The organism is Streptomyces sp. NPDC059906, from assembly GCF_042730645.1.
GTDB lineage: Bacteria > Actinomycetota > Actinomycetes > Streptomycetales > Streptomycetaceae > Streptomyces > Streptomyces rubrogriseus.
The window spans coordinates 100959-120843 of the sequence record NZ_JBHWKU010000016.1; the positions used below are offsets into that span (position 1 = coordinate 100959).

Sequence of the window (19885 nt, forward strand, 5' to 3'; positions counted from 1 at the left end):
GGCCAGGCTATCCAGGGAACTTTCGATTCGACCGCGCTTGACGCACTACTTCTGGAAGCAAATGTTCCGTTTGTTGTAAAAATATCTCTAGAAAAAGAACAGGATAGACCGTATGTTTCTCCCCGCGAAGCACTTGTCCGTGCCATCGTCATCCGGGGGAAACGTTGATCACCGCATTCTGGAACCCGTCCGAGACCGTCACCGCGGTCTGCCCCGCACCACCGACCCGCGGGGAGACGAAGGCCGCGCTGCCTCCGGCCTTCGCCCACCGGGTCGCCACCGAGGACGTACTCGTCACGGGCTGGCAGCGACACGGCGCCACCGACTTCTCCGTCGACCTCGACTGGTCGGGCACCCACGCGTACTTCGCGCCGGCCCGGGGAAACACGCACCACCACATGCTCGTCGCCCAGACCCTGCGCCAGGTCGGCCTCGGTCTCGCGCACGCCGAGCTCGGAGTCCCCCAGGGGCACCACTTCCTGCTCAACGACCTGTCGTACTCGCTGGATCCCCGTCATCGCACCGACACCACCACGCCGGTCACGGCGACGGTCGAGTACACGTGGACCGGCCGGCGCGGCCTCGAGGCGCGGATAGACCTGTGCCAGGGCGAGCGGCGCTTCGCCGTCAGCCGCTCCGGCTTCACCTGGGTGCCCGACGCCGTGTACCGCAGGCTGCGCGGCGACTTCCTGACGGCCCGTCCGGGACCGCCCGGCACCCCGCTGCCCGCCGCCGCCGTGGGCCGTACGGCGCCGGACGAGGTGGCACTCGCCCCCACCGGTCTGCCGCATCGGTGGGAGCTCATCCACGACACCGGGCACCCCGCCCTGATCGACCACCCGGTCGATCACGTCCCCGGACTGGTCCTCCTGGAAGCGGCACAGCAGGCCGCGTACGCCTTCGCCGACGGGGCGTTCGACCCTGCGGACCTCGCCCTCGAGGCGCACCGGTACGTCGAGTTCGAGGCCCCCTGCCTGATCGAGGCCCGGGAGGTGCCCGCTCCCGCGGGCACCCTCGGCATCGAGGTCACGGGCCGTCAGCGGGGCGAGGTCACCTTCCGCTGCCGCGTCCAGGGGAGCCGCACCCGCGACTGACCCGGTCATCCGGCCCGACCGGCCCGTTCAGCCCGCCGGCCCGGCGGGCGGGCCGGTCAGTACCGGCAGTTCCTGATGGCCGTTGGACACGAAGGACGCCACCGGCCGCAGCTCCCGTGAGGAAACGGCGAGGGCGAGTCGCGGAAACCGCTCGAAGAGGGCGGACAGCACCACCACGGCCTCCATCCGGGCGAGCGGCGCCCCCAGGCAGTAGTGCACCCCGTGGCCGAAGGCCAGGTGCGAGCCGCGCGAGGGACGGGTGATGTCGAATCGTTCCGCATCGGGGCCGTGCACGCCCGGATCACGGCCCGCTCCGGCGACGGACAGCACGATCGCGTCGCCGCGGGCGATGACCACGTCACCGAGGTCGATGTCGCGCACGGCGTAGCGCAGCAGCAGGTTCGCCGCCGCGGGTTCCCAGCGCAGGGTCTCGTCGACGACGTCGTCCCAGGTGGCCTCCCCATCGAGGACCATCCGCAACTGGTCGGGGTGGGTGAGCAGCGCGTGCACCGCGTGGTCGATCAGGTTGACGGTGGTCTCGTAACCCGCCGACAGCAGGTGGACCAGCGTGTCGAGGAGTTCCTGGTCGTCGAGCGGCCGGTCGTCCGGCCGCCCGGCGCTCTCGTCCTGCTTGAGGACGAGAGCGCTGGTGAGGTCGTCGGCCGGCTGTTCGCGCTTCGCGGCGACGAGTTCGGCCAGCAGCTCGTAGAGCGCGGCCGCGTGCCTGCGGACGTCCTCCGTGCCGGCCGAGGTGTCAAAGAGGCAGTCGAAGATGGCGCACAGCTCACCGCGGCGCTTTTCGGGCACGCCGAAGAGCTCGCAGATGACGCGGGCGGGCAGCGGTCCCGCGAGGCGGGCCCGGAGGTCGACGGGCCTGCCCGGGGGCAGCGCCGCGATCTCGTCGAGCAGTTCGTGCGTCAGTTCGCGTACGGCGGGCAGCAGCGCCTTGGTGCGGCGCGCGGTGAAGGCACCCGCCACCAGCCTGCGCAGCCGGGTGTGCTCGGAGCCGCTGGCGGTGAACATGCTGCGGATCGAGACCCACATGGACAGCGACCAGTCCTCGGTGACCTCCCCGTCGATCCAGGCAGGCCAGTGCCGGACCGCGCTCTTGGAGACGTCCGGGGAGGTGAGCAGGCGGGTCATGGCCACCGGGTCCGCGACGGCCCACGCCGGCACCCCCTCGGGCAGTTCCACCGGCACCGCGGATCCGCCGCTCCTGATGCGGGCGGCCTCACCCTGAATGTCCCGGCCCGCGGGATCCATGCTGAACGGGCATCGCTGACGTTCGGCCATCATGCGTTCCTCCCCCTTGGAATGCTGGTCCTGACGAAGTACGGGCCATGTGTACGGACGGGCGGCAACCACGGCCGCTCCCCGTGGCCCGGGCCTGCGTTCGCGCCAGCAGAGCATGCCAGTTGGGGAACCGGACGTCATGTCCGGCCGCGTGAAGGACCCGTGAACTCACGGACCGTCGCGCGCCACGGCCGGGGTGTGCCCGGCCGACGGGTCCGCCATCCGGTGCGGGGCGGCGACGCGCGGCAGCACCAGCGCCCAGAAGTCGTCGAGATGGTGCGGGGAGCACCACCGCACGTCCCGCAGACCGAGCAGTCCGAGGCCCAGGGTCTGCGAGGCGACTATGGCGGTGACGGTGTCCGCCTGCACGTCGTCGCGCACGTCGCCGGCCCGCACGGCGCCGTCGACGAAGCGTCCGACCGAGGCCTGCCACTGCCGGCCGAGGTCGGCCGTCACCCTCCAGGCGCGGTCGAAGTTCAGCTGGAAACCGGCCCGGAACACGGTGTCCGCCGCGAGCATGCCGAGCAGCTCCTGCGACGCCCGGATCAGCGCCTGCAGCGCGTACTCGGCGTCTTCGTCCGCCTCCCGCACCATCTGCCCCAGCGACTCGGCGGCGGCCGACTCCACGGCCTTGGCCAGCTGCGCCTTGTTGGCGAAGTGGAAGTGCAGAGCACCCGTGCTGACTCCTGCCTGCCGGCTGATGGCGCTCAAGGTCGCCTGCGCGTACCCGTGCCGTTCGAAGGCGTCGGCGGCCGCGCGGATCAGGTGCCGGCGGGTGTGGACCGCTCTCTCCTGCTTGATCAACAGACGGCTCCCTGCTGCTCCCTGCTGCTCCCCGCTGCGCTCTTCCTGTGGCACTGCACGCTATACATCTTTGAAGAAAAAAACCAGATGTGCCGTATTTCTTGCCGCGACAACAAACACCGCATGGCCACTCGAGCCAAGACAGGCGCACTATGGGGCCCTCGACCTCGACGGCAGGGCACTCTGAATCTGCACAATCGAGGCAACTGATAAACCGATTACGCGGTTTTTAGTGCTCCGGCTCGGTGATGAGGGGCCTGGACCGGTGCACCACCCCTGCAGACCCCGAGCAACAGAAAACCCCAGGTCACGGGCTATGTGACCTGGGGTTCGATGGAGCCGCCTTCGGGATTCGAACCCGAGACCTACGCATTACGAGTGCGTTGCTCTGGCCATCTGAGCTAAGGCGGCGCGCTGTGCACCTATGGTGCGATCAGCAACGTCGGCAAGTCTACACAGTTTCCGGGGGTGCTCCGAACCCGCCCCGGAGTCGTGGGCCCCGGGGCGGGCAGGCGGGGGTTACGAGCAGCGCTTGCCGTCCTCCGGGGCGGTGCCGGTCAGCAGGTACGTGTTGATCGCGGAGTCGATGCAGGAGCTGCCGCGGCCGTACGCGGTGTGGCCGTCGCCCTCGTAGGTGAGGAGGTGGCCGGAGGCGAGCTGGTCGGAGAGGGCCTCGGCCCAGCGGTAGGGGGTGGCCGGGTCGCGGGTGGTGCCGACCACGACGATCGGGGTGGCACCGGCCGCCTCGATGCGGTGCGGCTCCCCCGTGGGCTTCACCGGCCAGTACGCGCAGTTCAGGGAGGACCAGGCGAGGCCCTCGCCGAAGACCGGGGACGCCTTCTCGAAGTCGGGGAGCGCGGCGCGCACCTCGTCCGGGGAGGAGAAGGCGGCGGGGAGGTCGAGGCAGTTCACGGCGGCGTTGGCGAACATCAGGTTGCTGTAGCCGCCGTCGGCCTCGCGCTCGTAGTAGCTGTCGGAGAGGATCAGCAGGCCCGCGCCGTCCTTCTCCTTGATCGCCGAGGTCAGGGACTCGCGCAGCTGCTGCCAGGCGCCCTCGTCGTACATCGCCGCGATCACGCCGGTGGTGGCGAGGGACTCGGTGAGCTTGCGGCCGTCGGCGTCCCCGGCGGGCAGGGGCTTCGCGTCCAGGTCGTCGAAGAAGGACTTCAGGTTCTTGCCGACCTGGTCGGGGGTGGTGTCCTTGCCGCCGAGGGGGCAGTCCGGCTGCCGTACGCAGTCCTTCGCGAAGGACTGGAACGCCGTCTCGAAGCCCTCCGTCTGCTCCAGGTTCAGGCGGCGGGCGGGCAGGGAGGGGTCCATCGCGCCGTCCAGGACCAGGCGGCCCGTCCGGTCGGGGAACAGGCCGGCGTAGGTCGCGCCCAGGAAGGTGCCGTACGAGGCTCCGACGTAGGTCAGCTTCTCGTCGCCCAGCACCGCCCGCAGTACGTCCATGTCGCGCGCCGCCTCGACCGTGGAGACGTGGCGCAGCAGCTTCGGCGCGTCCGCCCCGCAGCCCTCGGCGAACTCCTTGTAGGCGTCGACCAGCTCGTCCGTCTCGCCCGCGTCGTCCGGGGTGACGTCGGTGCGCGTGTACGCGTCCATCTCGGGGCCGTCCAGGCACTCGACGGGTTCGCTGCGGGCCACGCCCCGGGGGTCGACCGCGACCATGTCGTACTGGGCGCGGACCTTCGCCGGGTACCCGATGCCCGCGTACTGCTGGAGGTAGCCGATCGCCGAGCCGCCCGGTCCGCCCGGGTTGACCAGCAGCGAGCCGAGGCGCTTGCCCGGCCCCGTGGCCTTCTTGCGGGCCACCGCGAGCCGGACGTCGCCGCCGTCGGGCTTGGCGTAGTCGAGCGGGGCCTTCATGGTGGCGCACTGGAAGCCCGGGACGCCGCAGTCGCGCCAGCCGAGCTTCTGCTCGTAGTACGGCGACAGCTCGGCGGGCGTGTCCTTCGGCAGTGGAGTCAGGGCCGCCGTGGCCGCCTCCGTCGAGCCGGCCGCCTCCGCCGCGGGGGATCCGGCGGACGTCGACGCGCCCCCGGCCGAGCAGGCGGTGGCGAGCAGCGCGGCGGTGAGCAGTGTGGCCCGGAAACGGGTGCCGCCGGTGCGGGTCCTGCGGTGAGTGCGCCTAGTGTGCATTCAGCGAGCGTAACTCTCCGCGACGGCGTCGTTGCGGTGCGTGGTACGCGTGCCCCGTACGTGTTACGGCGTCAACCGGTCGCGGCTCCGGTCCGGGCCCGGGCCCGGACCGGGGGGCTCAGCCCGATCTGAGGGCCATCGTCATCGCCTCCACCGCCAGCAGCGGGGGCACATTGCGGTCCAGTGCCTCTCCGCAGGCGGCGACCGCCTCGATCCGGCGCAGCGTGGACTCGGGGGTGCTGCCGCGGGCGAGGCGCTCCAGGGCGTCCTCCGCGTCGGCGTTGGCGATGGCCACGCGGGAGCCGAGCTGGAGCGCGAGGACGTCGCGGTAGAAGCCGGTCAGCTCGCTGAGGGCGAGGTCGAGGCTGTTGCGCTGGGTGCGCGCCTTGCGGCGTTTCTGGTCGGCCTCCAGATCCTTGATCACGCCGGCCGTGCCGCGCGGGAGCCGGCCGCCCTGGGCGGCGCCGAGTGCCGCCTTCAGCTCCTCGGTCTCCTTGGCGTCCATCTCCTCGGCGAGCTGCTTGGCGTCCTCCGCCGCGGCGTCGACCAGCTCCTGGGCCGCCTTGAGGGCGCCGCCGACGTCCTCGACCCGCAGCGGCAGCTTCAGCACGGCGGCCCGGCGGTCCCGGGCGGCCTTGTCGGTGGCCAGGCGGCGGGCGCGGTCGATGTGGCCCTGGGTGGCGCGGGCCGCCGCGGCGGCGACGTCCGGTTCGATGCCCTCACGCCGTACGAGCATGTCGGCGACGGCCTCGACGGACGGCGTGCGCAGGTTCAGGTGGCGGCAGCGGGAGCGGATCGTGGGCAGGACGTCCTCGACGGAGGGGGCGCACAGCAGCCACACGGTCCGCGGCGCCGGTTCCTCCACGGCCTTCAGGACGGCGTTGGCCGACTTCTCGTTCAGCCGCTCGGCCTCCTCGACGAGGATGATCTGCCAGCGGCCGTTCGCGGGTGAGGTGAACGACTTGCGGACGGTGTCCCGCATGTCCTGGGCGCGGATCTCGGCGCCCATGGCGACCACGGTGCTGACGTCCGCGTGGGTGCCGACCAGTGCGGTGTGGCATCCGTCGCAGAAGCCGCAGCCGGGGACGCCGCCGAGGGCGCGGTCGGGGCTCACGCACTGCAGCGCGGCGGCGAAGGCCCGGGCTGTCTGGGCCACGCCGGAGCCGGGCGGGCCGGTGAACAGCCAGGCGTGCGTCATGCTCGTCGACTGCGGCAGCGGGCCCTCGGCCGCGGCGGCGATGACGAAGGCGTCGGCGTCCCGGGCAGCGGCGGCGAGCGGCTCGCACACCTTCTCCTGCCCGACGAGGTCGTCCCACACGGTCATGGGTCACGCCGTCCTTCCCTCACACGAGCCCGGCGCACCGAGCCTTGGTACCGGCCCGTCACACCGAGCCGCCGCGCTGATCCGCGTCGCGTCCTCCATTGTGCGGCTCGGCACTGACAACGCGGCGGGGCCGCCGGAGCACGCACGGCTCCGGCGATCCCGGTGCTCAGCGACGTCCCCGGCCCCTGCCCCGGCCGCCGCGGCCCTCGTCGTCCGGGCCGGCCTCGTCCTCGTCGTGCGGCCCGAGCAGCTCGTCCGCCAGCGTCGGCAGGTCGTCCAGCGGGGTCTCCTCGGCCCAGTCGGAGCGGCGCCTGCGGGACGGCGGTGCCTGGTCGGGGTCGATCTGGGGCAGCTCGCGCGTGCGGTCCCGGGTCTCCTCGGCCGGGCGCTCCTCCCGGAAGTATCCCGGCGGGACCCGGTCGGCGGGGTCGTCCCCGCGCACGGGCGGCAGGACCGCGGTCTCGTCGGCGGCTCCCGGCGGCGTCACGGGCGGCAGGACCGCGGTCTCGTCGGCGGCTCCCGGCGGCGTCACGGGCGGCAGGACCGCCGTCTCCTCGGCGTCCCGCGGCTCCACCGCCGGAAGCACCGCCGTCTCGTCAGCCGCGCCGGACGGCACCGGCGGCTTGGGCAGCTCGGTCGTCACCTCGGACTCGGACTCGCCGGACGCCCGGCCGCCGTCGCCGCGAGCGCCCCGGGCGCCCCGGGCGTCGGTGCCGTCCTCGGCGTCGTCGGCACGGTCGTCGTCGGGCGTGTCCCGCACCGGCCGCAGGACCGCCGTGTCCTCCACCGGCCCGCCGGAGGCGTTGGCCGGGGTCACGATCGGGGTCGGCACGGTCGCCGCGTCGTTGGGGGCCGGGGCGGGCGGCTTCGGACGGGGTGCGTCCGCCGCCGCGGGGGCCGCCGACCTGGGACCGGCCGCGGCCGCGGCCGCCGCCTGCTCCGCCGCCCGGCGTGCCTCCTCGGCGCGCAGCAGGGCCTCCTCGGCCTTGCGCTGCTTCTCCAGGCGCCGGGCCTCGGCCTCCGCACGCAGCCGCTCCTCCTCCTCGGCCTGCTTGCGGCGCCGCTCCTCCTCGGCCCGCAGCCGTGCCTCCTCCTCGGCGCGCGCCTTCTCCTCGGCCAGGAGCCGGGCCCGCTCCTCCTCGGCCTTGCGGCGCGCCTCCTCGGCCCGCTGCCTGGCCTCCTCGGCCTGCCGCTCGGCCTCGCGCCGCTGCGCCTCCTCCAGCTCCCGGCGCTTGCGCTCCTCCTCCTCGGCGCGCACCCGCGCCTCCTCCTCGAGGCGCTCGCGCTCCAGGCGCTCCTCCTCGGCCTTGCGCGCCGCCTCTTCCTCGGCCTTGCGGCGGGCTTCCTCCTCGGCCTTGCGGCGCGCCTCCTCCCGGGCCTTGATCTCGGCCTCGGACAGCGGCAGCACCTGGTCGAGCCGGTGGCGTACGACGGTGGTGACGGCCTCCGGCTCCTGGCCGGCGTCCACGACGAGGTAGCGCCCGGGGTCGGCGGCGGCCAGGGTGAGGAAACCGGAGCGCACGCGCGCGTGGAACTCGGCGGGCTCCGACTCGAGGCGGTCCGGCGCCTCGGTGAACCGCTCGCGGGCGGCCTCCGGCGCCACGTCCAGCAGGACGGTCAGGTGCGGTACGAGCCCGTCGGTGGCCCAGCGGTTGATCCGGGCGATCTCGGTCGGCGACAGGTCGCGTCCGGCGCCCTGGTAGGCGACCGAGGAGTCGATGTAGCGGTCGGAGACGACCACGGCGCCGCGCTCCAGGGCGGGCCGGACCACGGTGTCGACGTGCTCCGCGCGGTCGGCGGCGTACAGCAGGGCCTCCGCGCGGTGCGACAGCCCCGCGCTGGAGACGTCCAGCAGGATGGAGCGCAGGCGCTTGCCGACCGGGGTCGCGCCGGGCTCGCGGGTGAGCACGACCTCGTGCCCCTTGCCGCGGATCCACTCGGCGAGGGCCTCGGCCTGGGTGGACTTCCCGGCGCCGTCGCCGCCCTCCAGGGCGATGAAGAAGCCGGTCGCAGCCGACGCCGGCACCGGGTCGTCGCCGCCGAGCAGCGCGTCCCGCAGGTCGTGGCGCAGCGGCACGCCGGAGCGGTCGTCGACCTTGGCCAGTACCAGCGCGGCCAGCGGCAGCAGCAGCGCGCCGAGCAGCATCAGGACGAACGCGGCGCCGCCGTGGGCGAAGACGAACCTGCCGTTCTCCAACCGGTGCGGTCCGATCGCCGCGGCCAGCACGGGCCCGACGACCGCGCCGAGCGCCACGTAGACCCGGACGACGGCGTGCAGGTGCTCGGTGGTCCGGGCCCGGCGGTGGTCCTCGGTCTCCTGGTCGAGCAGGGCGTGCCCGGTGTTCGCGGCCACGCCCGCGCCGACGCCGGACAGCGCGAGGAGCAGCAGGACGGTGGTGTCGTCCGGGACGAGACCGGCGGCCAGCAGGGTGACGCCGGCGAAGGCGATCGCCAGGGCGAGCAGCCGCCGGCGGGACAGGGAGGGCAGCAGGGCGGGCGCGGTGCGGATGCCGACGACGACGCCGCCGGTCAGCGCGCCCACGGCGAGGCCGTAGAGCACCGGGCCGCCGCCCAGGTCCTTGGCGTGCAGCACCGCGACGGCGACCGTGGCGGCCACCACCGCGGCGACCGCGGCGCAGGCGAACACCAGCAGCGGGAGCGCTCCAGTGCGGCCCTTGTCGAGGCCGCCGCCGCTCTTGGGGCGGCGCATGCCCTCCAGCGGCGACCGCGCGCGCGGGGTGCGCATCGCGGGCAGCTCCAGCAAGCTCACCACGGACAGGGACGCGGCGAACAGGCCGGCCGCCACGTACGAGCCGAGCGCCGCCTGGTGCTCGGCGAACCAGTCGACGCCGGCACCCAGCAGGTTGTTGAGGAGCCCCGCGACGACCAGCACGGCGGCCGCGAGGGGGATCGCCACGAAGCTCGTGCGCAGCGACAGGCGGCGCAGCGCGTCCATGTGGTCCGGCAGCGGCCGTACCGTCGCGCCCTCCAGGGGCGGGGCGGGCAGCAGCGCGGGGCCCGCGCTCTCCCGGCACACCGTCCAGAAGCGCTCGGCGACTCCGGTGACGAAGGCGGTCACCAGGAGATAGGCGAGCGCGTCGTCGGGCGTCCAGTCGATCCACAGGGGCGCGACGATCAGCAGGGCGGCCCGCAGCCCGTCGGCGCCCACCATGGTCCAGCGCCGGTCGAGCGGGCCGTCCTGCGAGGTGAGGGAGGTCAGCGGCCCGAGCAGGACCGCGCCGAAGAGCAGTGTCGCCAGGATCCGGACGCCGAAAACGGTCGCCACTGCGAACGCCACGCCCCGGTAGCCGCCGCCGAAGGAGCCCGCGCCGATCGCGGCCTGGACCGTGAGGAGGACCAGCACCAGGAGGGCGAGGATGTCGCCGACACCCCCCACGAGCTGTGCGCTCCACAAACGCCTCAGCTGCGGGCGGCGCAGCAGGGCGCGGACGGCGCGCTCGCGGGAGTCCGCGACGAGGGCGTCGTCCGGGGCGGGGTGAGGGGCCGTTGGCTGCTCGGCTCGCGTCATGCGTTCAGCCTATCGGTCGCCGCCGACAGTCCGGTGTGCCCGGCCGAACGTACGCGCGCCCCGACACCGAATCGATGCCGGGGCGTTCGTTTCGCGAAGAGCGCGCTCAGTCCTCCGACGCCTTCGACGCGGTCGCCTTCTTCGCCGCCGTCTTGGCGGTCGTCTTGGCGGTCGTCTTCTTCGCGGTGCTCTTGGCGGCGGTCTTCTTGGCCGCCGTGGTCTTCGCGGCGGCCGTCTTCTTGGTCGCCGCCGCCTTCTTGGCCGGGGCCTTCTTGGCGGCCGTCTTCTTCACGGTCTTCTTCGCCGTCTTCTTGGCGGGCCCCTTGGCGCGCTTCTCGGCGAGCAGCTCGTAGCCCCGCTCGGGCGTGATCTCCTCGACGCTGTCGCCGGAGCGCAGGGTCGCGTTGGTCTCGCCGTCGGTGACGTACGGGCCGAAGCGGCCGTCCTTGACGACGACGGGCTTCTCGCTGACCGGGTCGGTGCCCAGCTCCTTCAGCGGCGGCTTGGCCGCGGCCCGGCCACGCTGCTTGGGCTGGGCGTAGATCGCCAGCGCCTCCTCCAGCGTGATGTCGAAGAGCTGCTCCTCGGTCTGGAGGGACCGCGAGTCCGTGCCCTTCTTCAGGTACGGGCCGTAGCGGCCGTTCTGCGCGGTGATCTCCACGCCCTCCGCGTCGGCGCCGACGACCCGCGGCAGCGACATGAGCCTCAGGGCGTCGTCGAGGGTCACCGTGTCCAGGGACATCGACTTGAACAGCGAGGCGGTGCGCGGCTTCACGGCGTTCTTACCGGTCTTCGGGGTGCCCTCGGGGAGCACCTCGGTGACGTACGGGCCGTAGCGGCCGTCCTTGGCGACGATGGCGTGACCGGTGGCCGGGTCGGTGCCCAGCTCGAAGTCGCCGCTCGGCTTGGCGAGCAGTTCCTCCGCCAGTTCCACGGACAGCTCGTCCGGGGCCAGGTCCTCGGGTACGTCGGCGCGCTGGTGGTTCTCGGCGTCCTTCTCGCCGCGCTCGACGTAGGGGCCGTAGCGGCCGACGCGCAGCTTGATGTCGTTGCCGACGGGGAAGGAGGACACCTCGCGCGCGTCGATCGCGCCGAGGTCGGTCACCAGCTCCTTGAGGCCGCCGAGGTGGTCGCCGTCGCCGTTGCCCGCGTCGGCCGCGCCGCCGCCGCCCGTGCCGTCGCCCTCGCCGAAGTAGAAGCGGCGCAGCCACGGCACCGACTGGGCCTCGCCGCGGGCGATGGCGTCGAGGTCGTCCTCCATCTTGGCGGTGAAGTCGTAGTCGACGAGCCGCCCGAAGTGCTTCTCCAGGAGGTTGACCACGGCGAAGGAGAGGAAGGACGGGACGAGGGCCGTGCCCTTCTTGAAGACGTAGCCGCGGTCCAGGATGGTGCCGATGATCGACGCGTACGTCGACGGGCGGCCGATCTCGCGCTCCTCCAGCTCCTTGACCAGCGACGCCTCGGTGTAGCGGGCCGGGGGCTTGGTGGCGTGGCCGTCGACCGTGATCTCCTCGGCCGTCAGCGCGTCGCCCTCGGCGACCTGCGGCAGGCGGCGCTCGCGGTCGTCCAGCTCGGCGTTCGGGTCGTCGGCGCCCTCGACGTAGGCCTTGAGGAAGCCGTGGAAGGTGATGGTCTTGCCGGAGGCGCTGAACTCGACGTCCCGGCCGTCGGAGGCGGCGCCGCCGATCTTCACGGTGACGCTGTTGCCGGTCGCGTCCTTCATCTGAGAGGCGACGGTCCGCTTCCAGATCAGCTCGTACAGCTTGAACTGGTCGCCGGTCAGCCCGGTCTCGGCGGGCGTGCGGAAGCGGTCACCGGAGGGGCGGATCGCCTCGTGCGCCTCCTGCGCGTTCTTGACCTTGCCGGCGTACGTGCGCGGCTGGGGCGGCAGGTAGTCGGCGCCGTACAGCTGCGTCACCTGGGCGCGGGCGGCGGAGACCGCCGTGTCGCTCAGGGTCGTGGAGTCCGTACGCATGTAGGTGATGTAGCCGTTCTCGTACAGCTTCTGGGCGACCTGCATGGTCGACTTCGCGCCGAAGCCGAGCTTGCGCGAGGCCTCCTGCTGAAGCGTCGTCGTACGGAACGGGGCGTACGGCGAGCGCCGGTACGGCTTGGACTCGACGGAGCGGACGGCGAAGCGCGTGTTCTCCAGGGCGGCGGCGAGCGCGCGGGCGTTCGCCTCGTCGAGGTGGAGGGTGTTCGCGCTCTTGAGCTGCCCCAGGGAGTCGAAGTCGCGGCCCTGGGCGACTCGCCGTCCGTCCACTGTCTGGAGGCGGGCGACCAGCGACGACGGGTCGGAGGCGTCTCCCGCGCGGCCGGTGGCGAAGGTGCCGGTGAGGTCCCAGTACTCGGCGGAGCGGAAGGCGATGCGCTCGCGTTCCCGCTCGACGACGAGCCGGGTGGCGACGGACTGGACGCGGCCGGCCGACAGGCGCGGCATGACCTTCTTCCACAGGACCGGCGAGACCTCGTAGCCGTAGAGGCGGTCGAGGATGCGGCGGGTCTCCTGGGCGTCGACGAGCTTCTGGTTCAGCTCGCGCGGGTTGGCGACGGCGGCGCGGATCGCGTCCTTGGTGATCTCGTGGAACACCATGCGCTTGACCGGGATCTTCGGCTTGAGGACTTCCTGGAGGTGCCAGGCGATGGCCTCGCCCTCGCGGTCCTCATCGGTGGCGAGGAAGAGTTCGTCGGACTCCTTCAGCAGGTCCTTGAGCTTCTTGACCTGGGACTTCTTGTCCGCGTTGACCACATAGATCGGCTGGAAGTCGTGTTCGACGTCCACACCGAGGCGGCGGACCTCGCCGGTGTACTTCTCCGGCACCTCCGCCGCGCCGCTGGGAAGGTCGCGAATGTGCCCGACGCTCGCCTCGACGACGTAGCCAGGGCCCAGATAGCCCTTGATCGTCTTCGCCTTGGCAGGCGACTCGACGATGACGAGTCGACGGCCGCCCTTCGCGGTCTCGCTGGTCGGGGACAACTTCGCTCTTCTCTCCGGTCGACGCTGGGCCTCCCCAGGGCGTGGTCCCGGGTCGGGTCGTTCTGTGTTTCGATCGTGACGCTGCGGAGTGTGACGGTACCTCCCGCCCCCGTGTCAAACGGGAAAAGCCCGCAACGGCCACTCGAACGGTAACCCGACGAACCGTGTTCCTGCCGCCCGGAGTGCTCACCTGCCCCGACCCGGGTATCCGGAGCGCGATCCCCCGGTTACCCGGGCGGCGCCCCGGCCGGGGTGCGCAACCGGCTCCTCACACCTGGGTCAGGCACCAGGCCCCGAGGCCCAGCGCGACCACGGCGGCGACGCTCGCGACGGTCGCCGATGCGACAGGGCTCACACCGTGCGCGACGGGCCGGCCGTGCCGCACCCGCGTCGTGGTCCACACCAGCAGACCGGCCCCGAACAGGGCGAACACCACTCCCGCGAAGATCGCCGGCCCGCTCTCCATGGTCCCCGTGCCCCTTTTCTCCAGCCCGCGCGTGTCCAGCCTCCGGGAGGCTGTCACGCACGGGCGGCGGGCAGGCGAACCCGAGGTGAACGGGGAGCCGACGGATGCGCCGGGTGGCGTCGGGCGGGACCGGGCGGGGCCGGTCCCCGTACGCCGGGCGGGGCGGGCGGCGCGGGCGGCCGCGGTAGGGGAAATGGGTGCGCGCACCCACGCCCGGCGACCGGGCCGCCCTACGCCGGTTCGAGGAAGCCCTGCTCCACCAGCAGCCGGATCTGCGCGGGCGTGCGGTCGCGCAGGGCCACCGGGTCCTCGCCGACCAGCTGGGCGATGGCGTCCAGGATGCGGCCCGCGCTCATCGTGCCGTCGCAGACGCCCGCGAAACCGGCGCCGACCGTGTCGACCCGGGTGGCCCGGCGCATCCCGCGGTTCTGGCGCAGGACGACGTGCTCCGGGTCCTCGGCGCCGGGCAGCCCGACCTGCTCCTGGACGACCTCGCCGGACAGCGTGAAGTGCGCCTCCAGCAGGGCCGCGTCGTCGTGGGAACGCAGGTAGTCGACGCGGTCGAAGTGGGCGCGCACGGTCTCGCCGAGTGGCTGCTCGACCGGGTGCGGCCATTCCTCGGCGACGACCGAGGGTTCCGCGGCCCCGGTCCGGCGCAGCGTGATCCAGCCGAAGCCGACGGCCTTGACCTTGCGCGCCTCGAACTCGTCCAGCCAGGCGTCGTAGCGCGCCTGGTAGTCGGCCGGGTCACCGCGGTGGTCGCCCGCGTCCCGCAGCCACAGCTCGGCGTACTGGGTGACGTCCTGCACCTCGCGCTGCACGATCCAGGCGTCGCAGCCGCGCGGCACCCAGGAGCGCAGCCGGTCCGTCCACTCCTCCCCCTCCACGTGCTGCCAGTTGGCGAGGAAGTGCGCGAACCCGCCCTCGTTCAGGCGCTCCCCCGTCTGCTGAACGAGCGAGCGGCACAGATCGTCCCCGCCCATCCCGCCGTCGCGGTAGGTGAGCCGGGCGCCGGGCGAGATCACGAACGGCGGGTTGGAGACGATCAGGTCGTACGTCTCGTCGTCGGCGACCGGCTCGTAGAGGGAGCCCTCGCGCAGGTCGGCGGCCGGAGCGCCGGACAGGGCCAGGGTGAGCGCGGTGATGTGCAGCGCGCGCGGGTTGACGTCGGTGGCCGTCACACGCGTGGCGTGCGCGGCGGCGTGCAGGGCCTGGATGCCGGAGCCGGTGCCGAGGTCGAGGGCGGCGGAGACGGGCGTACGGACGGTGAGGCCGGCCAGGGTCGTGGAGGCGCCGCCGACGCCCAGGACGACGCCCTCGGCGTGGTTGCCGATGCCTCCGGCGCCGCCGACCGCGCAGCCGAGGTCGGAGACGACGAACCAGTCCTCGCCGCCGGGCCCGCCGTAGGGCCGTACGTCCACGGTGGCCGTCACCTCGTCGTCGCCCGCGCGGTCGAGCCAGCCGCTCTCCAGGCAGGCGTCGACGGGCAGGACGTCCGCCACGCGCGCGTGGGGGACGGGTTGCTGGAGCAGGAACAGCCGGACGAGCAGTTCCAGCGGCGTGTCGCCGCGGGTCGCCCGGAGCGCGGGCACGGTCTCGCTGCGCGACAGCGCCGCGTAGGCGGGGGCGCCGAGCAGCTCCAGCAGTCCGTCGGCGGTGAAGGACACCCCGAGCAGGGCGTCCCGCAGCCGGGTGGCGACGTCGGAGCGGTCGGCGGCGGGCAGGGGGGACAGGCTGGCGTTACTCACACCCCCATTGTGGCCCGGCCGTCACCGCCCCGCCCCGTGCCCGCGCGGGGACGCCGGTTCCGTCAGCCCTCGGCGGCCGACGGGGTCACCGAGGCCGACTTGCAGCTGGGCTGCTTGGCCATCGCCTGGCCGACGTCGCCCTCCTCCAGGGTCTTCAGCGCGTCGCTGCCGCTCTTGCTGAGCTTGTTCAGCTCGGTGGCGATGTCCTTGAGGCCGTCGGCGAACTCGGCCTGGTCCTTGGTGTTGAGGTCCTCCACCTGCTTGCGCAGGGAGGCGTAGGACGAGGAGAGGCCGTTCAGCTCGGTGACGGCGTCCTTCTGCTTCTTCTCGCCGTCGTCGACGTCCGGGGGGCCGGCCTTCTGGACGGTGGCGCCCATCGCCTTGTAGGCGTCGGACATGTCCTGGAACGCCTTGGCGTCGGTCTTCTGGACCTCGGCGGGAGTGCTGTTGTCCGAGGTCTCCTTCTGGATGGCCGCGTTGGCCGCCTCGATCTTCTTGGCCTGCGGCTGCACGCCCTCGCAGACCTCCTTGGCCCAGGAGTCCAGCTTCTCGTTGTCGTCGCTGCTGCTGCATCCCGTCAGCGCCAGTACCAGTACCGCACCGCCGGACAGTGCGGCCGCGAGCTTCTTGTTCACCGGATTGGTCCCTTCCATGGCTCTCGGCCCCGGAACATACACGCCGGATGGGGGACATCCACCGGACGAACAGCCGTTATGACGGTATTGAAGCCATTTGCACCAAGAGAGAGAAGGCTCACGGTGAGGTGGCGCACGCGGGCGCGAAACGGGCGGACGACGCGTCAACACGCGCCGTCCGCCCGTCCCTTGAGCGGTGCCCGGATCGAATCCGCGCGGTGGCCCGGCGGGCGGAGGCTACGAAACCACCGCCGGATCGGCCGACTTGGGTTCGGGATCGGCGTCGTCCTCGTCGCCCATGGCGATCCCGCGCCGCTTGGACACGTAGACGGCCGCCGCGATGACGGCGAACGCGACGACGGCGATCAGTACCCGTACGCCGACGCTCTTGTCGGCTCCGTAGGAGAACTTGATGACCGCCGGCGCGATGAGCAGCGCCACCAGGTTCATGACCTTCAGCAGCGGGTTGATCGCCGGGCCCGCAGTGTCCTTGAACGGGTCGCCGACCGTGTCGCCGATGACGGTGGCGGCATGGGCCTCGCTGCCCTTGCCGCCGTGGTGGCCGTCCTCGACGAGTTTCTTGGCGTTGTCCCAGGAACCACCGGAGTTGGCGAGGAACACCGCCATCAGCGTCCCGGCGCCGATCGCGCCCGCCAGGAACGCGCCGAGCGCGCCGACGCCGAGCGTGAACCCGATGAAGATGGGCGCCATCACGGCGAGCAGTCCGGGCGTGGCGAGTTCCCGCAGGGCGTCCCTGGTGCAGATGTCGACGACCTTGCCGTACTCGGGTTTCTCGCTGTAGTCCATGATTCCGGGCCGTTCCCGGAACTGCCGCCGCACCTCGTAGACCACCGCGCCCGCCGACCGCGACACCGCGTTGATCGCCAGCCCCGAGAAGAGGAAGACGACCGCGGCACCGGCGATGAGCCCGACGAGGTTGTTGGGCTGTGAGATGTCCATCATCAGGTTCATCGGCGCGCCCTCGCCGCTGAGCTTCTCGCCCACGTCCGCCGCGCCGGTGGTGATGGCGTCGCGGTACGACCCGAAGAGGGCCGCGGCGGCCAGTACGGCGGTGGCGATGGCGATGCCCTTGGTGATGGCCTTGGTGGTGTTGCCGACGGCGTCCAGGTCGGTGAGCACCTGGGCGCCGGCGCCCTCGACGTCGCCGGACATCTCGGCGATGCCCTGCGCGTTGTCGGAGACCGGCCCGAAGGTGTCCATGGCGACGATCACACCGACCGTGGTGAGCAGTCCGGTGCCGGCCAGCGCCACCGCGAACAGCGCCAGCATGATCGACGTACCGCCGAGCAGGAAGGCCCCGTAGACGCCGAGGCCGATCAACAGGGCGGTGTAGACGGCGGATTCGAGGCCGAGCGAGATTCCGGCGAGGACGACGGTGGCGGGCCCGGTGAGCGAGGTCTTGCCGATGTCCTTGACCGGGCGCCTGGTGGTCTCGGTGAAGTAGCCGGTGAGCTGTTGGATCAGGGCGGCGAGCACGATGCCGATCGCGACGGCGACCAGCGCCAGGATCCGCGGATCGCCGCTCTTGCCCGCGATCGCCGCGTCGGTGACACCGTCGAGGTCGGCGTACTTGCCGGGCAGGTAGACGAAGACGGCGACCGCCACCAGCACCAGCGAGATCACCGCGGAGATGAAGAAGCCCCGGTTGATCGCGCTCATGCCGCTGCGGTCGGACCGCCGGGGCGCCACCGCGAAGATGCCGATCATGGCCGTGAGCACGCCGATCGCCGGGACCAGCAGCGGGAACGCCAGCCCGGAGTCGCCGAACGCCACCTTGCCGAGGATCAGCGCGGCCACCAGGGTGACGGCGTACGACTCGAAGAGGTCGGCCGCCATGCCCGCGCAGTCGCCGACGTTGTCGCCCACGTTGTCGGCGATGGTCGCGGCATTGCGCGGATCGTCCTCCGGGATGCCCTGTTCGACCTTGCCGACCAGGTCGGCGCCGACGTCGGCGGCCTTGGTGAAGATGCCGCCGCCGACGCGCATGAACATCGCGATCAGCGCGGCGCCGAGGCCGAAGCCCTCCAGGACCTTCGGCGCGTCGGCCGCGTACACCAGCACCACGCAGCAGGCGCCCAGCAGGCCCAGCCCCACCGTGAACATGCCGACGACGCCGCCCGTGCGAAACGCGATCTTCGTCGCTTTGTGCGAGACGAGAGTGAGATCCTTTTCCGGTTCGCCGGGGGCCGGTGTCGCTTCCCGGGCCGCCGCGGCGACGCGCACATTGCTGCGCACGGCGAGCCACATGCCGATATAGCCGGTGGCCGCCGAGAACGCCGCGCCGATCAGGAAGAAGATCGAACGTCCGGCACGTTGATTCCAGTCGTCCGCGGGCAGCAGCATGAGCAGGAAGAACACGACGACGGCGAATACGCCGAGCGTGCGCAACTGCCGGGCCAGGTAGGCATTCGCGCCTTCCTGGACGGCCGCCGCGATCTTCTTCATGCTGTCGGTTCCCTCGCCCGCCGCGAGCACCTGGCGCACCAGGACACCGGCGAGCACCAGTGCTGCCAGCGCGACGACCGCGATGACCGCGACCAGCACGCGGTTTCCGTCGGTCAGCACGGCAGCCGCGAGATGAGAGGTAGGAAGCTCCGCCATTCGTCCTCCTTGACGCTTGGGCTGAGCTCAAGATGTGGACGGGATTGTAGGTACCGGAAGCCGATCAAAACAGTGCACGACAAAAGGAATTGCTCTGTCAACCACAAGGACACCGGAAGTAGTAGAAGTAGTAATGGCCCTCCGGCATTAATTCCGTGATCCGCTCGATGACCCGTTTCGTGATCCGTTTCATGAACGGCTCGGTGATCAATTCTTCATGCGATTGATCGTGAATGAATTCACTTAACGCCCGCACGGCACCAATGTATGTCCGCGCATGGCAAAGGGCCCCACCAGGTGGGGCCCTCCGGGTGACGCGGGGGATCAGATCGGCGGCAGCACCGCCGGCGCGGTGGGCCAGGTCATGCGGATCAGTCCGCCGTCCTCGCCCGCCGAGACCTCCACGTCGTCGACGAGTCCGCTGATCACCGCGAGGCCCATCTCGTCCTCCTCGGCCTCCAGCTCGTCGGCGGCGTCCCCCGAGGTCTTGACCCCGGGGACCGCGTGCGGCGCCTCGTCACCGACCTCGATGGAGAACTGCTTCTCCTCCTCGATCAGCGACACCTTGACCGGCGCCGTGATGCCGACGTGCTGATGCAGGCCCACGGCCCGGGTGCAGGCCTCGCCGACGGCGAGCCTGACCTCGTCGAGGACGGCCTCGTCCACTCCGGCCCTGCGCGCCACCGCGGCCGCCACCAGACGGGCGGTACGGACGTGCTCGGGCAGCGCGCTGAAACGGAGTTCGACGGTGGCCATGCATCCCCCTCGGAACTGCGGGCGTGCTTTCGAGGGTCCGGGCCGCCGACAGCCCGGACCCCCCTCGTTCTACTTGCTGTCCCGGGCCCCAAGAGGCCCGGGACCGGTCGTCAGTCGGTGGCCGCCACCGCTTCCTCGACCGAGGTGTGAATGGGGAACACCTTGGTGAGGCCGGTGATACGGAAGATCTTGAGAATGCGCTCCTGGTTGCAGACCAGCCGCAGCGAGCCCTCATGGGCACGCACCCGCTTCAGTCCACCCACCAGTACGCCGAGCCCTGTGGAGTCGAGGAAGTCCACGCCCTCCATGTCGACGACGAGGTGGAAACTCCCGTCGTTCACGAGCTCGACCAGCTGCTCACGCAGCTTGGGCGCGGTGTATACGTCAATTTCGCCACCGACCTCGACGACCGTACGATCGCCGACGGTACGGGTCGACAGGGACAGGTCCACGGATCCTCCAGCACCTTGCTATCGAGCGGTCGTCCCTCGGGACACC

13 protein-coding genes and 1 tRNA gene are annotated in these 19885 nt (G+C 71.9%); 1 reads left to right on the plus strand and 13 read right to left on the minus strand.

Features of this window, described 5'->3' with window-relative positions; translation table 11 throughout:
- The first annotated feature begins 164 nt into the window (after window positions 1–164).
- On the plus strand, window positions 165–1094 hold the full coding sequence (locus ACFV9J_RS24030) for a ScbA/BarX family gamma-butyrolactone biosynthesis protein (protein ID WP_385356972.1): 930 nt from the start codon (window positions 165–167) through the stop codon (window positions 1092–1094).
- Between the two features lie 27 nt (window positions 1095–1121).
- Here the strand turns inward: ACFV9J_RS24030 and ACFV9J_RS24035 are convergent, their stop codons facing one another.
- From ACFV9J_RS24035 to bldG, 13 genes are all read right to left on the minus strand, one after another.
- Window positions 1122–2390, minus strand: coding sequence for a cytochrome P450 (locus ACFV9J_RS24035; protein ID WP_385356974.1), 1269 nt, complete (start codon window positions 2388–2390; stop codon window positions 1122–1124).
- A gap of 165 nt (window positions 2391–2555) precedes the next feature.
- Entirely contained in the window at window positions 2556–3191 is a 636-nt protein-coding gene (locus ACFV9J_RS24040) for a ScbR family autoregulator-binding transcription factor (RefSeq protein WP_385356975.1), read from the minus strand.
- A 334-nt stretch (window positions 3192–3525) separates the two neighbouring features.
- Window positions 3526–3602, minus strand: a tRNA-Thr gene (locus ACFV9J_RS24045).
- 108 nt (window positions 3603–3710) lie between these two features.
- On the minus strand, window positions 3711–5330 hold the full coding sequence (locus tag ACFV9J_RS24050; protein ID WP_385356976.1) for an alpha/beta hydrolase: 1620 nt from the start codon (window positions 5328–5330) through the stop codon (window positions 3711–3713).
- Window positions 5331–5448: 118 nt separating this feature from the next.
- The gene (locus ACFV9J_RS24055) at window positions 5449–6654 is read right to left on the minus strand and encodes a DNA polymerase III subunit delta' (RefSeq protein ID WP_385356977.1); all 1206 of its coding nucleotides are present in this window, start codon (window positions 6652–6654) and stop codon (window positions 5449–5451) included.
- A 166-nt stretch (window positions 6655–6820) separates the two neighbouring features.
- Entirely contained in the window at window positions 6821–10183 is a 3363-nt protein-coding gene (gene tmk / locus ACFV9J_RS24060) for a dTMP kinase (RefSeq protein ID WP_385356978.1), read from the minus strand.
- A gap of 106 nt (window positions 10184–10289) precedes the next feature.
- Window positions 10290–13160: a type I DNA topoisomerase gene (gene topA, locus ACFV9J_RS24065; protein WP_385356980.1), complete on the minus strand. Its 2871-nt coding sequence runs from the start codon at window positions 13158–13160 to the stop codon at window positions 10290–10292.
- Between the two features lie 268 nt (window positions 13161–13428).
- Window positions 13429–13626, minus strand: a complete 198-nt coding sequence (locus tag ACFV9J_RS24070; RefSeq protein ID WP_356859680.1) for a hypothetical protein — start codon at window positions 13624–13626, stop codon at window positions 13429–13431.
- Window positions 13627–13856: 230 nt separating this feature from the next.
- On the minus strand, window positions 13857–15374 hold the full coding sequence (locus ACFV9J_RS24075) for a methyltransferase (RefSeq protein ID WP_385356981.1): 1518 nt from the start codon (window positions 15372–15374) through the stop codon (window positions 13857–13859).
- Window positions 15375–15436: 62 nt separating this feature from the next.
- On the minus strand, window positions 15437–16027 hold the full coding sequence (locus ACFV9J_RS24080; protein ID WP_385356982.1) for a small secreted protein: 591 nt from the start codon (window positions 16025–16027) through the stop codon (window positions 15437–15439).
- A gap of 219 nt (window positions 16028–16246) precedes the next feature.
- Complete coding sequence (locus ACFV9J_RS24085; protein ID WP_385356983.1) at window positions 16247–18631, minus strand: sodium-translocating pyrophosphatase; 2385 nt, start codon at window positions 18629–18631, stop codon at window positions 16247–16249.
- A 324-nt stretch (window positions 18632–18955) separates the two neighbouring features.
- Window positions 18956–19387, minus strand: a complete 432-nt coding sequence (locus ACFV9J_RS24090) for an ATP-binding protein (RefSeq protein ID WP_164419823.1) — start codon at window positions 19385–19387, stop codon at window positions 18956–18958.
- Window positions 19388–19497: 110 nt separating this feature from the next.
- The gene (gene bldG / locus ACFV9J_RS24095; protein ID WP_003975386.1) at window positions 19498–19839 is read right to left on the minus strand and encodes an anti-sigma factor antagonist BldG; all 342 of its coding nucleotides are present in this window, start codon (window positions 19837–19839) and stop codon (window positions 19498–19500) included.
- Between the last annotated feature and the right edge of the window lie 46 nt (window positions 19840–19885).

Bases quoted from the DNA above. Each gene is read 5' to 3' on its own strand.
- ACFV9J_RS24035 (WP_385356974.1), bottom strand. From the start codon at position 2,390: ATGATGGCCGAACGTCAGCGATGCCCGTTCAGCATGGATCCCGCGGGC.
- ACFV9J_RS24050 (WP_385356976.1), bottom strand. From the start codon at position 5,330: ATGCACACTAGGCGCACTCACCGCAGGACCCGCACCGGCGGCACCCGT.
- ACFV9J_RS24055 (WP_385356977.1), bottom strand. From the start codon at position 6,654: ATGACCGTGTGGGACGACCTCGTCGGGCAGGAGAAGGTGTGCGAGCCG.
- tmk (WP_385356978.1), bottom strand. From the start codon at position 10,183: ATGACGCGAGCCGAGCAGCCAACGGCCCCTCACCCCGCCCCGGACGAC.
- ACFV9J_RS24070 (WP_356859680.1), bottom strand. From the start codon at position 13,626: ATGGAGAGCGGGCCGGCGATCTTCGCGGGAGTGGTGTTCGCCCTGTTC.
- ACFV9J_RS24080 (WP_385356982.1), bottom strand. From the start codon at position 16,027: ATGGAAGGGACCAATCCGGTGAACAAGAAGCTCGCGGCCGCACTGTCC.
- ACFV9J_RS24085 (WP_385356983.1), bottom strand. From the start codon at position 18,631: ATGGCGGAGCTTCCTACCTCTCATCTCGCGGCTGCCGTGCTGACCGAC.
- ACFV9J_RS24090 (WP_164419823.1), bottom strand. From the start codon at position 19,387: ATGGCCACCGTCGAACTCCGTTTCAGCGCGCTGCCCGAGCACGTCCGT.